Below are 16,918 nucleotides of genomic sequence, written 5' to 3' on the forward strand. Positions count from 1 at the left end.
CCTCACAGACCCCGGTCTGTGACCGGTTGGTCGCTGTGCCTCATCCGATTGCGTTTGCAACCCACCAACAGCGGTTATGCCACCGTCACACCCGGACCGGACGGACCCGGACCGTCAGACCTATCAGACCCGGTCGGCCGCGATCAGGACGTACTGGAAGGAACCGTCCCTGTAGGAGTTGATGAACGCCTCCTCGATGCCGGTGACCAGCGAGGAGGTGGCGCGCAGCTCCCAGTAGGGCAGGGTGGCGGGGGTCAGGTCGATGACGGCCTGCGGCACCAGCCGGTTGTCCGCCATGGCCCGCAGGTACTCCCGGCGGGAGTGGATGTTGCACTCGAAGTGCGCGTTGATCTGCGAGACCCACTTGGACGGCTGCCCGTAGGCGGGGTTCCAGCAGCCGGTGACGGTCACGTACCGGCCGCCGACGGCGAGGATCCGGGAGTGCTCGGCGAACAGGTCGTGCAGGTCGACGTACATGCTGGACTCGTTGTTCCACGAGCCCGCCACCTGGCCGGTCTCGAACGGCATGTCGAGCATGTTGCAGACCTGCGAGCGGACGAAGTCGCCGATGCCCAGCTCGCGGGCCCGGTTGTTGCCGAACTCGGCCTGCTTGGCGGAGAGCGTGACGCCCTGGACCCGGCAGCCGAAGCGCTGGTGGGCCATCACCATCGAGCCGCCGCGGCCGCAGCCGGCGTCCACCAGGGTGGCGTCGGACGGAACCGCGCCCAGGTGGTCGAGGAGCAGCTCGGCCTGCGCGGACTCCAGGCGGTGCAGCTCGGTGATCACCTTCTTCTCGCGCTCGCTGTCGGCCGGGTCGCCGATGGCGGCGTGGTCGACGTCGCCGATGCCGTAGTGGTGGTGGTAGAGGCCGTCCACGTCGCCGAGGCGAAGGTTGACCGGCCGTGCCTCGTGGTCCCAGTAGCGTGCGATGTCGCCCTGGTAGGGAGTCGCCGGCCCGGGGATGGCGGCGTTGTCGGCGGGGGTGGTGATGTCGTCGGTCAGGGACATGCGTCAGCTCCTAGCGGGTGATCAACGGAAGAGGGATGGCTGCCGGAAACGGTGGTTACCAGAAGTCGGGCAGGGTGTAGCGGAAGGAGTTGGTCTGGTGCCAGAAGTGGTTGCCGTCGACCCACGCGGACACACCGCGCAGGAACCGTACGAGGGTCGGGACGGGGCAGGCCGCGGCCAGCGCGGCCGCCTCGGCCTCGAAGGCGTGCATCAGGTCGTTGTGGACCTCGACCGCCTTGAGGTAGCCGTCCTGGTGCGAGCAGTCCTCGCGTTCGGCGATCACCACGGGCAGGTTCAGGTGCAGTCCGGGGATGGACAGCTCCTTGGTGTACGAGTACAGGTCGTTGACGATGGTGGTCGCGTTGCCGGCCAGGGCGATCACGCGCTGCATGGCGGGTAGCGCGTGCAGTTCGGCCGGCAGCTCGTAGCCGCCGACGCTGTCCGTGATCGTCGGGCAGGGGCGGAAGTTGTTGAACTGGCGCATCGCCAGGTACTCCCACACCTGCGGGACGTGCTCGGTCTCGGCCCACGACGCCTCGGCGAGGTACCCGAGGTGCAGCCGGGCCATGTCGTGCCGGAACCGGTCCGCCTGGGAGGGCGTGGAGGCCCGGGTGAAGTACTCCATCGCGGAGCGGTACGCCCGGCGGGGCGCGTCCTCGTACAGCGAGGCCTCCCACTCCGGGTGGTACTCCGGCGTGGTGTGCAGCGGGTCGAGCGCAGTGTGCGCCAGTAGCAGGCGCCCGCCGAGGCCGACCGGTGAGCCGCCGTGATCCTCGCAGTAGCAGTCGTCGACCGCGTTCTCGGCGACCATCAGGCGGGCGGCGAGCATCAGGTGGTCGACGCTGGGCGCGTCGGGGTGGCAGGCCACCATGTAGCGGCCGGTCGAGAAGCCGTCGAACTGCTTCTCCCAGTCCGGCGGGTACAGCTCGACCTCGTCCAGCGCCCAGGCCTTGATCCTGAGGCTCAGTTCCTCCACCCGCACCGGGTCGGGCTCGGCCACCGGGTGGTGGTAGAGGCCCGGGATGGCGTCGCCGGGCTTCGGCTTGGAACCACCCGGCGAGGGGCTGTCGGACGCGGGGACGCCGGGCACGGAGGTCTTGAGTGCGGGTGCGCTCGGGGCGGGGGCGCTCTGCGCCAGGTTCAGGCCCGCGGTGCCCAGGCCGCTCGGACCGCGCAGGATCCGCTCCATCGCCGAGGAGCTCATGACCCCACCGCCGCGGCGGCAGTGCGCTCGAAGGGTGTCCCCGCTCTGGTGCACAGGGGCATGGAGCCTCCTCTGACTCTGATGAAGGATCGCAAGATATGACGGCTCGTCACCTGGCCGACGGCGTGGGCGGTCTTCGAACGCGCCCCCGTCTCGCTCGGTTCACAACCGTAGGCGCGGGGGCCGGTTCGGAAACGTTCCGGACGATCTTCTACACCCGATCAGGTGAACGTAGGCCCGTATGGCGTTTGAAACGCCGCCTCCTCATGCATCGGTCCGCCGCGCCCGCCGGTGTAAGGGGGAGAAGAATGGCCACGGCCCCGTGACGGAACGGGGCCAGGAAGGACGTACCAGCACATGGAGACCCAGGGCCGCAGCCGCACCGCACTGGTCGAGGACCTCATGGAGCGCTTCCCCGACGTACCCCGGGAGGCCGTGATCAAGGAGGACCTGCTGCGCGGCGGCATGGCCTTCGACGAGTCCGCCCTCAGCGGCAGCACCGGCACCGACGGGAGCGGCGAGGTCAAGCCGAAGTCGTACTTCATCTTCTCCTTCGACCACCACACCCTGCCCGAACTCGGCGCGGCCGCGCTCAACCGCCCGCCGGAGGAGGTCGTGCTCACCGGCGGCCCGTACGGGCTGCGCCGCACCGTGGTGTCGGTGCGCGTCAACCCGGACTCGCCGTACCGGGTCGGCGCCGGGGAGGACGGCGCCCTCGGCCTGTACCTCGACGGCGCGCGGATCGCCGACGTGGGCCTGCCCCCGATGCCGGACTACTACCGGCACACCCTGGCCAACGGGAAGTCGGTGATGGAGGTCGCCCCGACCATCCAGTGGGGCTACCTCATCTACCTGACGGTCTTCCGGGTCTGCCAGTACTTCGGCGCCAAGGAGGAGTGCCAGTACTGCGACATCAACCACAACTGGCGCCAGCACAAGGCCGCGGGCCGCCCCTACACCGGGGTCAAGCCGGTCGAGGAGGTGCTGGAGGCGCTGGAGCTCATCGACCGCCACGACACCGCCCGCGCCTCCCAGGCGTACACCCTCACCGGCGGCGCCATCACCTCGCAGGTCGGCGGCCGGGACGAGGCCGACTTCTACGGCCAGTACGCCAAGGCCATCGAGGAGCGCTTCCCCGGGCGCTGGATCGGCAAGGTCGTCGCCCAGGCCCTGCCGCGCGAGGACGTCCAGCGCTTCCACGACTACGGCGTGCGGATCTACCACCCCAACTTCGAGGTCTGGGACAAGCGCCTGTTCGAGCTGTACTGCCCCGGCAAGGAGCGCTACGTCGGCCGCGACGAGTGGCACCGGCGCATCCTCGACTCCACCGAGGTGTTCGGCCCGGAGAACGTGATCCCCAACTTCGTCGCCGGGGTCGAGATGGCGCAGCCCTTCGGCTTCACCACCGTCGACGAGGCCATCGCCTCCACCCGGGAGGGCCTGCGCTTCTTCATGTCCCACGGCGTGGTGCCCCGCTTCACCACCTGGTGCCCCGAACCCACCACTCCGCTCGGCAAGGCCAACCCCCAGGGCGCCCCGCTGGAGTACCACATCCGCCTGCTCCAGGCCTACCGCGCCACCTTGGAGGAGTTCGGCCTCTCCTCCCCGCCCGGCTACGGCCCGGCCGGCCCCGGCAAGGCCGTCTTCTCGGTCAGCTCCTTCATGGACTCGCTGCCCGGCTGAGCCCCCGGCGCACGCCGCCCCCGGCCGACATGACGAGACGTCAGGATGATGCCGGGGGCCGTCGGACCGCCGCGAGGAGGAGGCGGACCCCGCCGATCGGCGCGTAGGTGGGGGTACGAACAGCGTGTTAGCTTCCCGCCATGGGATTACGTGGGGCTCGTGGGGTGGCGGCGCGGTCGGCGATCGAGGGGATGCGGGAGCTCGCCGGGGAGGGGTTGACGGCGCCGGAGGTGTTCCGGCGGGCGGACGAACTGCTGCGCCCGGTGCTGGAGTTCGACGCGGTGTGCTGGCACACGGCGGATCCGGCGACCGGTTTGGTGAACTCGGTGCAGAGCGAGGACCTCAGTCTGACGGCGTACGAGCACGCCGTCAGGCTGGAGGTCTGGGAGGACGACCTGGCGACCTTCCCGAAGATCCGGCACAGCGGGGCGCAGGCGGAGACGCTGAGCCGGGCGACCAAGGGGCGCCCGCAGGAGAGCGTGCGGTTCCGGGAGCAGATAGCGCCGGCCGGATTCGGGGACGAGCTGCGGGCGGTGTTCGACGCGACGGGCGGGATGTGGGGGTGCGCGGCGTTCATGCGGGCCCCGGACCGCGGCCCCTACCTGGGGCGCCAGCGCGAGCTCGCCGGCGCCGCCGCCCGCCACCTGGGCAACGCGCTGCGGGCGTGCCACGTTCCGGCCGGCGCGCCGGACCAGGAGGGCGCGGGGCCCGCGGTCCTGCTGCTCGACCGGCGCAACCGGCTGCGGGCGATGTCCGGCCCGGCCGAGGACCTGCTCGACCGGCTGGCCGACCCCACCCCCACCTCGCTCAGCGTCCCGACCTCCGTGGCGATGGCCGCCGAGCACGCCCGCCGGGCGGCGCACGGGCTGGCCGCGCCGCAGACACCGGTGCGGGTCCGCACCCGGGACGAGCGCTGGTACCTGCTGCACGGATCGGCGCTGCGCGGTGACGCGGCGGCCGACGAGGTGACGGTGGTGGCCACGCCCGCCTCGCCGGCCGAGGTGATGCCGCTCTACCTGGCCGCGTACGGGCTGACCGCCCGCGAGCAGGAGGTGGCGCTGCTGCTGGTGCGCGGCAGCGACACCCGGGACGTGGCCCGGCTGCTCGCGATGACGCCGTACACGGTGCAGGACCACCTGAAGTCGGTGTTCACCAAGACCGGGGTGGGCAGCCGGCAGGAGCTGATCGCGCGGATCATGCTCGGCGGGGGGCGCTGCTGACCCGGGGCCCCGCGCCCCAGGCGCGCGCCCCGCCGTACGCCCCCAGGAATCTGGGATGGCCGCGACCCCGCCGCGAACGTGAAGATTTCCCCACGGGGGATTCACGTCATGCACATGACGGCTCGCAGTGCACCCATTTCCAGCGGAGGAGCACCCTCATGAGCTCGCGCACCCGGCGCACCGCCTTCACCTCAGGAGTCGCCGCGCTGGTCGCGGTGACCGGGCTCGGCCTCGGCGCCGCGCCCGCACACGCCGACACCACACCGCCGACCGCCACCTGTGACCCCGCCCGCGACTACCTGTGGGAGGACATCGCCTCCGCCCGGGTCGAACCGACCGTCACCGACTTCCTCGCGGTCGCGATCACCCCCGGCACCACCGGCAGTTACACCAAGACCCTCAGCGAGGTCGACTCGGTGAGCACCACGATCAACACCAGCACCGAGGTGAGCGCCGAATTCAAGGCGATCTTCGCCAAGGTGAGCGTCAAGGTCGGCTTCTCCGTGGCCAACACCAAATCGACCACCCGCACCACCACCGTCACCGACACCGTGAACTTCAACAGCCCCGGCTACTACGGCCTCTACCGCGGCACCCGGAAGGTCACCGGCGAGTGGGTCCGCTACATCTGTGCCCGCAGCGGGAACACGGGCTACTGGATCAACACCAGCCCGAACGGCCCCGGCACCTTCACCACCTTCGACGTCCCGGAGCAGGGCACCGTCTCCTGCGCCTACCCGGAGCCGGCCGGCACCCTGCGCGCGGCCGCCCGGGCGCGACTCGTCTGCTGATGCCCAGGATCGCGGAAACGACCCAACCCATTTGCTGCGAAAGCGAGTCCACCATGCCCGAACCGCACCCTCGACGCTCCCGGGCCCGACGCCCGCTGAACGTCCTCGGCACGGCGGCCGCCGTCGGCGCCCTGCTGTTCACCGCCTCCCCCGCCGCCCTGGCCGCCCCCACGTCGGCCACCGCACTCGCCGCGGACCCGGAGAGCGAGTACCCCTGCGACCCCGGCCTCTACCGCATCAACACCGCCGGGGCCGACCGGCCGCTGACCGTCGCCCTCTCCTCCGGGAACCACGGCTCGGTCATCCAGTACTTCTGGGGCGACGAGTCGAACCAGAAGTGGCAGGTCTGTCGCAAGCACGCCTCCGACGGCCGCGAGCTGGTGTACTTCCGCGACAGCTGGCGCGGTTGGTGCATGGTCGTCGACCGCTGGGGAAAGGACGACGGCAACTGGATCATCACGGTCGGCTGCGGCGACGTCGTCCCCGAGAACCAGGCGTTCTGGATGGCGAAGGTTCCGGGCAGCAACCGCTTCGCCCTCCAGAACGTGAACTCCGGCAAGTGGGTCGCCGCCCAGAACCACAGCGACGGCCTGGGCTACCAGATCGTCCAGGACAGCCGACCGGACCTGTTCTACCTACAGGCCGTCTGACCGCACGGCACACCACGAGGAACGCCCGTCGTGCCAGGCCGGACAGCCCCGGCCGGGCACGGCGGGTCCGGGGCGCCGATCCGCCGGCCCCGGGGCACACGTCCAAAAATACCGGGTGGGGTATCCTGAAAGAACTGGCCGCCCCATCCGGGGGTGCGACGTGAGGAGTAGCGCGATGTGTCGACGAACCACCTGCCGGACGTGTGGCAAGGCAAGCTACGCGGGGTGCGGCATGCACGTCGAGCAGGTGCTCGCCGGGGTGCCCAAGTCCGGCCGCTGCGCCTGCGACCGGACGAAGGGCAAGGGCGGCGGCTTCCTGGCGAGGCTGCTCGGGCGCCGCTGAGGCACGACCGGCCGGGCACCCTACCGTCCCGCGCAAACGACCCGATAAGATGACTGGCGGTGTGCCGGGAAGTCTGGTCGGCTCGGGGGACGACTGCAGCGCTCGGGCGGCGGCGACCCCGATCGTCGTGATGGGTCGTTTCCGCAAATGCGCGCCGTGGGGATCGTTCTGGTTCTGGTGGTTCTGGCCACGAGCGTGGCCACCTTCGCCCAGCGGTTGCGGGTGCCCGCGCCCTCCCTGCTGGTCCTGGTCGGCCTCGCGGTCGCGATGGTCCCGGGCGTGCCCGCGCTGCACGTACCGCCGCAGGCCATCGCCCTGGTGGTGCTCCCGCCCCTGCTCTACTCCTCCGCCGAGGAACTGTCGCTGCGTGATCTGCGCACGGTGTGGCGCCCGGTGACGATCCTCTCCTTCGGCCTGGTCTTCGCCTCCGCCGCCGCCGTGGGCTTCGTCGCCGTCGCCGTCGCCGGGCTCCCGCCCGCGATGGCGTTCGTGCTGGGGGCCGTCCTGTCCAGCACCGACCCGGTGGCCGTCACCGCGCTCGGCCGCCGGCTGGCGCTGCCGGGGCGCGTCCAGGTGCTGGTGCAGGCCGAGAGCCTGTTCAACGACGCCACCTCGCTGGTGCTGTTCAAGGTCGCCGTCGGCGTCGCCGTGGCCGTGGGCGGCACGGTGGACCTGCCGGCGGCGGGCGGCGAGCTCCTGCTGCTCGGCGGGGGCGGCAGCCTGGTCGGCGCCGCCGTGGCCGGCCTGGTGTGGCTGATCCGGCGCCGCACCGCCGACCCCGTCCTGGAGACGGTGATAGCCCTGGTCACCCCGTACGCGGCGTACGTGCTCGCGGAGTCCGCGCACACCTCCGGGGTGACCTCGGTCGTGGTCGCCGGCGTCCTGCTCGGACGCTCCGGCCACCGCCTCACCGACGCCCGCATCCGGCTCCAACTGCACGCCGTCTCCGCGGTGGTGGTGTTCCTGCTGGAGAGCGTCGTGTTCAGCATCGTCGGCCTGCAACTGCCCGCCCTGGTCCGGGACCTGCCGGCCGGCACCGGCTGGTGGCCGCTCCAGGCGCTCGCGCTGGCGGCCGTGCTGATCGCCGTCCGCGTGCTGTGGACGCTGCCGCTGACCCGCGGGGTCAAGCCCTCCCGCGGCCGGCTGTCCTGGCGGGTCGCCGGGGTCGTCACCTGGGCCGGCACCCGGGGCGTCATGCCGCTGGCGGCGGCCCTGTCCATCCCGCTGCTCACCGCGGACGGCAACCGGATCCCCGGGCGCCCGCTCGTCCTGGTACTGACCACGGCGGTGGTCGTCCTCACCCTGGTCGTGCAGGGCCTGACCCTCGCCGCCGTGGTCCACCGCTCCGGGCTCGCCCTGGAGCCCGAGCACACCGCCCGCGAGGAGGACGACGCCCGCGACGCCCTCAACCGCGCCGCCCTCGACCACGTCGACCACCTCGCCGCCCTGGAGGTCATGCCCGACACCGCGATCGACCGGGTCCGGCGCGGCCTCGCCGCCCGCCTCGACCGCACCCCCGAGACCCCCGACGGCACCACCGCCGACGCCGCCTACCGTCAACTCCGGCGCGAGGTCATCACCGTGCAGAACGCCCGGCTGCACCGCCTCTACGAGGAACACCTCATCAGCGACACCACCCTGCGCCGCCTCCAGCGCGACCTCGACCTGGAGCAGGCCGGACTCGGGCGGGTCTGACCGGCCTGACCCGGCCGGCCGTGACGGCTTGCGGCCCCCGGTCTTCCGCACCCCCGCACCGCAGGTCAGACTGTCGCGAGCAGTCCGACGCAGCACCGAACGGGGGCCACATGGCACAGGGCAGGAAGAAGCAGAAGCGGCCACTGAGCGCGGCGGCCGCCGCCGCCCAGCGGCCGAAGAGCGCCAAGCGGAAGCCCCGGAAGGACAAGCCGCTCGCGCCCCGCACCATCCGCCGGGCGGCGGTCCTGGTCGCGGTGCTCGCCCCGCTGCTGCTCGTCGGCCTGATGGCGCTCGCCGTGGACCCGGACTACTCCGCCCTGTTCACGGTCCTCGCCGTGCTGGTGCTCATCGCCTCGCTGGGCGGGCTGATGGTGGTCCGGGCCGCCGGCTGGGTGCTCTGGCCCGGCGTCCTGCTGGGGGTCCTGCTGCTGGCCCTGCCACCCACCACCATCCGGGCGGAGATACTCGCGCACCGCGGGGAGCGGACCGAGGTCGTCGTCACCGAGGCCCACAGCTCGAAGGACCGCAGCGGCCGGATCAGCTGGTCCTGCGCGATCCGCCGCGCGGACGGGAAGCCGCTGCCGCACCCCAAGTTCCAGGGCTCGGGCTGCTCCGGGTCGTCCTCCGCCGGCACCACCACCACCGTCCTCGTCGACCCCGAAGGCTGGGCCCCGCCGGCCGGCACCGACCTGGACTTCTCCTTCCTCCGCGGCGGCGTCTACGCCCTGGGCGGCCTCAGCCTGCTCTGGGCCCTGCTCGTCACCGCCGCCGCCCGCCGCAGCCTCCGGGACTCCCGCGCCGCAGCGCCCGCCTGACGGTTCAGGTTCAGGAAGGCGGGCGGGCGGGCGGTCAGGCCGTGCTGCTCTGCGGCACGGTGTAGAGGAACTCCTCGATCCGGTCGATCAGGCCGCCCTCGAACCGGAAGTACACGACGGTCGGGACCTCCTGGACGACCCCGTCGGCCGACAGCAGGTGGATGACGTGCTGCTGGAGCACCTCGTCCGGCTTCTCGAACTGGCGGAGGACCTCGAACCGCAGCGACTCGACACCGGCGGCGAAGGCCTTGAAGTGCACGAGCCGCTCGTCGATCGCCTGCTCGTCCTTGCCGTCGTTCTGCCACACCGTGGCCTTCTCGGTGCACAGCGCCCGGAAGCCGGCGAAGTCGTTCGCCTCCAGCCGCCGCAGACCCGAGATGACCGTCTCGCCGATGCTCTGTGCCATGCCGAACTCCTGTGTCCGTCGGGTCGAATGCGGGGATGGTGCTGCGGTGCTGAGGTGGCGCGGTGGTGCTCTCAGCGGGGAAGCAGGCCGAGGTGGCGCAGGTCGGTGACGTACTTGCGGACGAGGGCCGCCGACAGGTGCGGGATGTCCTGGTCGGGGCCGACCTTGGCGGCCCGCACGGCGGCCCGGAACCCGGCGGCGGGGATCACCGACCCGGGGACGGCCTCCCCGGGCCGCGCGAAGGCGCGCAGCAGGGGCAGCAGTGAGTGCTGGCGCTGCTTCTCCGGCAGGGCGCGCAGCGCGGTGGTGATCCGGGCGAGCCAGTCGTCGTAGTCGTCGACCCGCCGGATCGGGTGGCCGGCCTCGATGAGCCAGTCGACGAAGGTGTCCAGGCAGACGCCGTCGTCGTGCGGGTTCAGCGCGTTGAAGGTCCGGTAGCCCTCGGTGGCCCGCGCGCCCAGCGCGGTGACGGCCTCGGCGGTGAAGTCGACCGGCAGGCCCTCGTAGTGGGCGCGCCCGCCGCCCCGGTAGAAGGAGCCCGGGGCGATGCCGGTGGCGAGCAGGCTGAGCAGCAGGCGGGTGAACACGTCGGGCACGTTCAGCTGCCCCCGGTACCTGCCGTGCGCGAGGATCATGTCCGACCGCAGGGTGACGACCGGCAGTCCGCACAGGTCGTGGGCCTCGCGGAGCAGCACCTCGCCGGCCCATTTGCTGGTCGCGTACCCGTGCGCGTACCCGTCGGATCCGGGCGCGGATCCGCCGCCGGAGCCCCGGCCGAGGTGCCGCACCGGGCTGGTGGCGCGGATGTCGCCGTCCTCGTCGAGGGCCGCGGCCGCGGCGCCGGCCACCACGGCGACGGTGGACACGTAGGTGACGGGCTTGAGCCGGGTGGTGAGTGCCAGCCGGATCAGTTCGGCCGTGCCGACGACGTTGGGCCCGAACAGCTGGTCGTAGGGCAGCACGTGGTTGACCAGGGCGGCCGGGTGGACGATCAGGTCCACGGTGTCCGCCAGCCGCTGCCAGGTGTCCTCGGCCAGGCCCAGCCGCTGCTCGCCGATGTCGCCCGCCAGCACCTCCAGCGTCCCGTCGGCCAACTCCCGGTACCGCCGGAGCAGTTCGTCGTCGTCGCTGTCGAAGGCGGCCTCCAGCCGCTTCGCCGCGACGGCGGCGTCGGCGCCGCGGACCACGCAGACCAGCCTGCCGCCCGCGGGCGCCAGCCGTTCCAGCCACTCCAGGCACAGGAAGCGGCCGAGGTAGCCGGTGGCCCCGGTGAGCAGGACGGTACGGACGGCGCCGTCGGGGCGGGGCAGCGTCGGGGCGGCGGCGAGCGTCGCCGCGTCGAGGAACCTGTCCAGGGTGAGGTCGCCGGCGCGGGCCTCGGCGGCGTGCTCGCCGTGGACGGAGGCGGCAGTGGGCCGCGCGGCGCCGGAGCGGCGCCGCTCCTCGATGTAACCCGCCACCCGCGCCAGGTCGTTGGCCGGGCTGATCACCACCCCGACCGGGACCTCGACCTGGAAGATCTCCGTCATGAGGGCGGCGAAGGACAGCGCGGACAGCGAGTCCCCGCCCAGGTCGGTGAAGTGCGCGTCGGCGCTCAACTCGGCGCCCGCGCAGCCCAGCAGCGCCTGGGCGGCCCGGCCGACCGTGTCCAGCACCGGCTGGTCGGGCCCGGCCCGGCGCAGGTCGTGCAACCGGCGCTCCTGCCCGTCGGCGAGTTCGGCGTAGAGCCGTTCCAGGGCCTCGCCGTAGCGCTCCCGGAGCCGGGGGCGCAGCGGTTTGTGGCTGTCGGCGAGCAGGCCGTTCGCGGCGCTGAAGGGTTCGGTCTCGATCAGGATGTCGCGCGGGATCTCGTAGGAGTTGAGCTCGGCCTCCTTGGCGATCCGCTGGAGCGACTCGACGAGCAGCGGTTTGAGCGACTCGGTGTCCCCGCCGGCCCTGGCCAGCGCGTCCGGGGCGGGGACGACCACGGCGAGCGGGTAGGCGCGCTCGCTGTTGCCGTACACGAAGACCTGCCGGATCAGCGGGCTGGCGACGAAGGCGGTCTCCAGGCGGGAGACGGCCACGAACTCGCCCTGGGAGAGCTTCAGGACGTCCTTGGTGCGACCGACGTAGACCAGCCGGTCCGGCCCGGTCTCGGCCATGATGTCGCCGGTCCGGTAGTAGCCGTCCGCGTCGAAGATCTCGGCGGTGAGTTCGGGCCGCTTGTAGTAGCCGGGGATGGCGGTGGCGGTCTTGAGCAGCAGTTCCCCGCGCGGGTGCGGCGAGTCGGTCCGGAAGTAGCCGAGTTCCGGGACGTCGACCAGCTTGTAGTCGATGACCGGCGGGCGCTGCACCACCGAGTCGAGCAGCACCCCGCCGGCCTCGGTGGAGCCGTAGCCGGTGTACAGGTGGAAGCCCAGGCAGGACTCGACGAAGGCCGCCACCTCGGCGGAGAGCGGGGCGGTGCCGCAGAAGGCCTTGGTGACGCGCCCGCCCAGGACGTTCTCCCGCAGGTCGGTCTTGACCGCCGTGTCGACGTCGCCGGGTTCGCCGGAGCGCCGGTCCAGTTCGCTGCGGTACCGCTGGAAGAGCAGGTCGCAGATGCGCGGGACCATGGTCAGCTCGGTGGGGCGGACCAGGGCGATGTCGTCGAGCAGGGTGGACAGGTCGCTCCTGGCGGTGAAGTGGCCGACGCCGCCCCGGGAGAGCGAGCCCATCAGCGCCCAGTGGCCGGCGAGGTGGCTCTGCGGCATGTAGTGGACGCTGACCGGGGGTGCGTCCTCCGCGCCGTAGCTGAAGCCGTTCCACGCGGTGCGGACCAGCCGCTGGGGGTACACCGCCCCCTTCGGGGTCCCGGTGCTGCCGGAGGTGTAGATGAGCAGCGCCAACGGGTCGTCACCCGGGGCGGCGACGAACAGGGGCGCGGGCGGCAGGCCGGCTCCGGCGTCGATCACGGCGGCCAGCGGGTCGACGGCCACCGGGCGGCCGGCCCCGGCCAGGCGCCGCCGGGCGGATGCGAGGGCGTCGCGCTGCTCGGCGACGTCGGGGCGGTAGTCGAACACGATCACGCGCCGGATCGAGGGCGCCCCGAGGACGGCTTCGACGGCGGTGTCTAGCCGCTCGATGCTCGCCGCGAGGGCGCGCGGTTCGGTCTCCGCGACGATCGGCGCCAGCTGGGACAGCGGCGCGCTGGACTGCAACGGCACGACCACCACGCCCGCGTGGAGGCACGCGAGGTCGAGTGTGGCGTAGTCGGTGCTGGTGAAGCCCAGGATGCAGAGCCGGTCGCCGGCGCTCAGCGGGTGGTCCGGGTGGTGGTGCCACTCGGTGGCGACGGCGCGTACCCGGGCCCACAGTTCGCGGTAGCTGACGGTCTCGAAGCCGGGCAGCAGGCGCCCGGTCACGGGCTCCCGGGTGCGTTCGCCGAGGGCGGGGCGGTCGCCGTAGCCCTCCATGATGGCCGCCATGGCCTCGGCGAGTCCCTTGTCCGGATCACGCACGGCCGCGGTGATCGCCTCCAGTGGTTCGGCCATGCTGAGCCCTCCCTTAGCGTCCGGCTGATGTCCAGCGCCGGCTGATGTCTGGCGTCCGGTTGATGTCGACGTGCGAACTGGGGCCGGCCAGAGCCCTCGCCCGCCCGTCGGGCCCGGGCGGCGGTTCCGGCCGGCGGGCGTCTCACCAGGCGACCGGCAGCGCGTCCGCTCCGCGGATGAGGCGTTCCGTCCGCCAGGTCACCTGGTCGGCCGGCACGGCGAGGTGCAGGCCGGGCAGGCGGCGCACCAGGGAGTCCAGGACGACGCGCAGTTCCATCCTGGCCAGCGCCGCGCCGAGGCAGTGGTGGATGCCGTGCCCGAAGGTGACGTGCGGGACGATCCCCCGGTGGAAGTCGATCTCCTCGGGGCGGTCGAACACCTCCGGATCCCGGTTGGCCAGGGAGAACTCGGTGACGACCGCGTCGCCGGCGCGGACGGTCTGCCCGCCCAGTTCCACGTCCTCGGTGGCGATCCGGGTGAAGCCGGCGGTGGCGCTGATCGGGATGATCCGGGAGAGCTCCTCGACCGCGTCGGGGATCAGGCCGGGATCGGCGACAAGCTCGCGCCACAGCTCGGGCCTGGTCAGCAGCGTGTAGACGAAGTTGCCGATCTGGTTGGCGGTGGCCTCCTGGCCGGCGGACAGCAGGCTGACCCCGAGGCTGACCAACTCCTCCTCGGTGAGCCGGTTCTCCTCGTCCTCCACGGCGACCAGTTCGCCGAGCAGGTCGCTGGTGGGCTCGACGCGGCGCTCGGCGACCAGGCCGGCGAGGTAGTCGTTGAGGTGTCCGCGGTCCCGCGCGGAGCGGGCCGGGTCGGAGAGCATGAGCAGGCCGTCCACCCAGGCGTTGAACCGGTCGCGGTCCTCGACGGGCACGCCGAGCAGTTCGCAGATCATCGTGATCGGCAGCGGCCAGGTCAGCATCTGGGTCAGGTCGGCGGGCGAGCCCGTGGCGATCATGGTGTCGAGCAGTTCGTCGACGATCTGCTGGGCGCGCGGGCGCATCGCCTCGACCCGGCGCACGGTGAAGGGGTTGGCGACCCTGCGCCGCAGCCGGCTGTGCTCCGGCGGGTCCATGCTCAGCATCGAGGTGCGGGGCAGGCCGGCCGAGACGATCCGGGGCACGTCCTCGCCGGCGGCGGCGGCCCGGCTGAACCGGGGGTCGGCCAGCACCGTCCTGACGTCGGCGTGGCGGCTGACCAGCCAGGCGTCGCCGCCGTAGGGCAGGCTCACCCGCAGCACCGGCTGCTCGCTGCAGGCCTCGGCCAGCTTCGGGTCCACGTCGAGCTGCTCGGCCGGACCGAACGGATAGGCCCGCGGCCCTTCTTCTGTCGCGGTCATCGTGTCAGTCCTTCCAGTCCTGGCGGGCGGTCACAGGGACGCGCTCTTGCCGCCGTCGATGACGAGGTTGCTGCCGGTGATCCACGAGGCGCGCCGGGAGACCAGGAAGCCGACGGCCTCGGCGATGTCCTCGGTCTGGCCGATCCGCCCGAGCGGGACCTCGTCGGCCCAGTCCCCCTCCGATTCCATGCCGAGATAGTGGACGATCTTCTCGCGTGCCTCATCCGCCCCAGGAGTCATCACGTTTCCCGGGGAGATCGCGACGACCCGGATTCCGTCCGGTGCCAACTCGACCGCGAGACCCTTGCTGTACACCTCCAGCGCGGATTTCGCGGCGGCGTAGTGCAGGATCATCGGGTAGGAGGAAATGGTCGCGATGGAGGAGAGGTGCACGATGACCCCGCCGCCCGCCGCGCGCATGGACGGCACGAGTGCGGCATTGAGCCGGACGGCGGCCAGGAAATTGATGTCGACCGTGTACTGCCAGTCGTTCTCGATTTCCAGCGCGGTCTGGAAGGCCCGGCAGCCGCCCGCGTTGTTGACCACGATGTCGACCCCGCCGAGGGAGTCCAGCGCGGCGTCGGCGAACGCCCGCACCCCGGCCGGCGAGCTGAGGTCTGCCTGGATGAACTTGGCCGCGGACGGGGTGTGTTCGGTGGGGTTGCGGGCGGAGGTGACGACGGTGGCGCCGGCGTCGAGCAGGTGCTGCACGATCGCGGCGCCGATGCCCCGGCTGCCGCCGGTGACCACGGCCCGCTTGCCGTCCAAGTCATGGGAAATCTGCGCGGTAAGGCGACTCTCGCTCACCCTGGGTTCCGCCACCTTTCGTTCCTGGGAAATTCCTTTCCGCGGCACTGGTCGGCAAGGGAATCAATTCTCCAGTTGCGACCCAGAAGGCGACGCGGAACCACCTGCACCACTATCCGTGATCTCCCGGACACGGTCAACATGATTGTGTCGATGCGGTGGATCGCCTGAGGCAATGCAGCACGGACAAGAGCACCCGCTGGACGCCGCGATCAACAGGGTCGATAATCGTGCGTTACCCATGTGCATCCGGCCACACCATTTTCCGCGCGACCCGGCGGCGATTCGCCGGAGCGGCGGAGAGGGCGCACACGGAATGTTCACACCATGAGTGCCGAGAACTCGGGAGAAAAGCATGTCCAGCTTGGACGAGCCGTTCGTCGTGGGTGATCTGACGGTCCCCAACCGCATCGTGATGGCCCCGATGACCAGGATGCAGTCCCCCGGCGGCGTGCCGGGCGAGGAGGTGGCCGAGTACTACGCCCGCCGGGCCGCCCACCAGGTCGGACTGATCATCACCGAGGGCACCTACGTCGACCGCGCCGCCGCCCGCGCGTACGACCACGTGCCCCACTTCCACGGCGAACAGGCGCTGGCCGGCTGGGCCCGCGTGGTGCAGCGGGTGCACGAGGCCGGCGGCCGGATCATCCCGCAGCTGTGGCACACCGGGGTCGTGCGCACCGGGACGGAGCCGCCCGCCGAAGGCCCGTCCGGGATCGGCCTGGACGGCGCCCCGGCCGGGCGGGCCATGACCCAGCAGGACGTCGACGACACGGTGGCCGCCTTCGCCGAGGCCGCGGCGACCGCCGAGCGGCTCGGGTTCGACGGCATCGAACTGCACGGCGCGCACGGCTACCTGATCGACGACTTCCTGTGGAGCGGCACCAACCGGCGCACCGACCGCTACGGCGGCGACCCGGCCTCCCGCGCCCGCTTCGGCGCCGAGATCGTGCAGGCCGTCCGCGCGGTCGTCAGCCCGGGCTTCCCGGTCTTCTTCCGGTTCTCCCAGTGGAAGGTCGGCAACTACGGGGCCCGCATCGCGCAGAGCCCGGCCGAGCTGGAGCAGCTGCTGACCCCGCTGGCCGACGCCGGGGTCGACGCGTTCCACGGCTCCACCCGGCGCTACTGGCAGCCCGAGTTCGACGGCAGCGACCTCAACCTGGCCGGCTGGGCGCGCAAGCTCACCGGCAAGGCCGCCGTGACGGTCGGCTCGGTCGGCCTGGACCAGCAGTACGGCGAGGGCGAGTTCGCCCAGGGCTACACCAGCCAGGCCGGCGTGACCGGCATCGACGAACTGCTGGCCCGCCTCAAGCGCGACGAGTTCGACCTCGTCGCCGTCGGCCGCACCCTGCTCGCCAACCCGGACTGGGCCGCCAAGGCGCTGCGCGGCAACCTCGCCCGGACCGTCCCGTACGACCCGGCGGTGCTCACCAGCCTGGCCTGAC

At 72.1% G+C, this 16,918-nt stretch carries 13 protein-coding genes; 7 read left to right on the forward strand and 6 right to left on the reverse strand.

Translation table 11 applies throughout. The features are described 5' to 3' along the window. Positions 1 to 123 precede the first annotated feature (123 nt). Complete coding sequence (locus ACFV6I_RS23115; protein ID WP_380427363.1) at positions 124 to 1,008, reverse strand: geranyl diphosphate 2-C-methyltransferase; 885 nt, start codon at positions 1,006 to 1,008, stop codon at positions 124 to 126. A gap of 55 nt (positions 1,009 to 1,063) precedes the next feature. Next, positions 1,064 to 2,302 carry a family 2 encapsulin nanocompartment cargo protein terpene cyclase gene (locus ACFV6I_RS23120; protein WP_380427379.1) on the reverse strand — a complete coding sequence of 413 codons (1,239 nt, stop codon included), beginning with the start codon at positions 2,300 to 2,302 and terminating at the stop codon, positions 1,064 to 1,066. Between the two features lie 267 nt (positions 2,303 to 2,569). Here ACFV6I_RS23120 and ACFV6I_RS23125 point away from each other — a divergent pair, with 267 nt between their 5' ends. The 6 genes from ACFV6I_RS23125 to ACFV6I_RS23150 all read left to right on the forward strand — a co-directional run bounded on the left by ACFV6I_RS23125 (position 2,570) and on the right by ACFV6I_RS23150 (position 9,409). Next, positions 2,570 to 3,895, forward strand: coding sequence for a radical SAM protein (locus ACFV6I_RS23125; RefSeq protein ID WP_380427365.1), 1,326 nt, complete (start codon positions 2,570 to 2,572; stop codon positions 3,893 to 3,895). A gap of 140 nt (positions 3,896 to 4,035) precedes the next feature. Then, positions 4,036 to 5,115, forward strand: coding sequence for a helix-turn-helix transcriptional regulator (locus ACFV6I_RS23130; protein ID WP_380427367.1), 1,080 nt, complete (start codon positions 4,036 to 4,038; stop codon positions 5,113 to 5,115). Positions 5,116 to 5,273: 158 nt separating this feature from the next. Further along, positions 5,274 to 5,906, forward strand: coding sequence for a hypothetical protein (locus ACFV6I_RS23135; RefSeq protein WP_063345941.1), 633 nt, complete (start codon positions 5,274 to 5,276; stop codon positions 5,904 to 5,906). A gap of 53 nt (positions 5,907 to 5,959) precedes the next feature. Then, positions 5,960 to 6,556: an RICIN domain-containing protein gene (locus ACFV6I_RS23140; protein ID WP_063345942.1), complete on the forward strand. Its 597-nt coding sequence runs from the start codon at positions 5,960 to 5,962 to the stop codon at positions 6,554 to 6,556. 490 nt (positions 6,557 to 7,046) lie between these two features. Further along, on the forward strand, positions 7,047 to 8,594 hold the full coding sequence (locus tag ACFV6I_RS23145) for a Na+/H+ antiporter (RefSeq protein WP_063345943.1): 1,548 nt from the start codon (positions 7,047 to 7,049) through the stop codon (positions 8,592 to 8,594). Positions 8,595 to 8,704: 110 nt separating this feature from the next. Further along, positions 8,705 to 9,409: a hypothetical protein gene (locus ACFV6I_RS23150; protein ID WP_380427370.1), complete on the forward strand. Its 705-nt coding sequence runs from the start codon at positions 8,705 to 8,707 to the stop codon at positions 9,407 to 9,409. A gap of 34 nt (positions 9,410 to 9,443) precedes the next feature. Here the strand turns inward: ACFV6I_RS23150 and ACFV6I_RS23155 are convergent, their stop codons facing one another. The 4 genes from ACFV6I_RS23155 to ACFV6I_RS23170 all read right to left on the reverse strand — a co-directional run bounded on the left by ACFV6I_RS23155 (position 9,444) and on the right by ACFV6I_RS23170 (position 15,473). Further along, positions 9,444 to 9,815: a nuclear transport factor 2 family protein gene (locus ACFV6I_RS23155; protein WP_363375722.1), complete on the reverse strand. Its 372-nt coding sequence runs from the start codon at positions 9,813 to 9,815 to the stop codon at positions 9,444 to 9,446. 71 nt (positions 9,816 to 9,886) lie between these two features. Next, positions 9,887 to 13,327 carry a carboxylic acid reductase gene (gene car, locus ACFV6I_RS23160; RefSeq protein WP_380427372.1) on the reverse strand — a complete coding sequence of 1,147 codons (3,441 nt, stop codon included), beginning with the start codon at positions 13,325 to 13,327 and terminating at the stop codon, positions 9,887 to 9,889. Between the two features lie 142 nt (positions 13,328 to 13,469). After that, entirely contained in the window at positions 13,470 to 14,666 is a 1,197-nt protein-coding gene (locus ACFV6I_RS23165; RefSeq protein WP_380427374.1) for a cytochrome P450, read from the reverse strand. Positions 14,667 to 14,696: 30 nt separating this feature from the next. Next, positions 14,697 to 15,473, reverse strand: coding sequence for an SDR family oxidoreductase (locus tag ACFV6I_RS23170; RefSeq protein WP_380427376.1), 777 nt, complete (start codon positions 15,471 to 15,473; stop codon positions 14,697 to 14,699). Between the two features lie 355 nt (positions 15,474 to 15,828). Between ACFV6I_RS23170 and ACFV6I_RS23175 the strand changes: the two genes are divergently transcribed. After that, complete coding sequence (locus tag ACFV6I_RS23175) at positions 15,829 to 16,917, forward strand: NADH:flavin oxidoreductase (protein WP_063345949.1); 1,089 nt, start codon at positions 15,829 to 15,831, stop codon at positions 16,915 to 16,917. Position 16,918: the final 1 nt, after the last annotated feature.

It is taken from the genome of Kitasatospora sp. NPDC059803 (genome assembly GCF_042732255.1).
Classification (GTDB): Bacteria; Actinomycetota; Actinomycetes; order Streptomycetales; family Streptomycetaceae; genus Kitasatospora.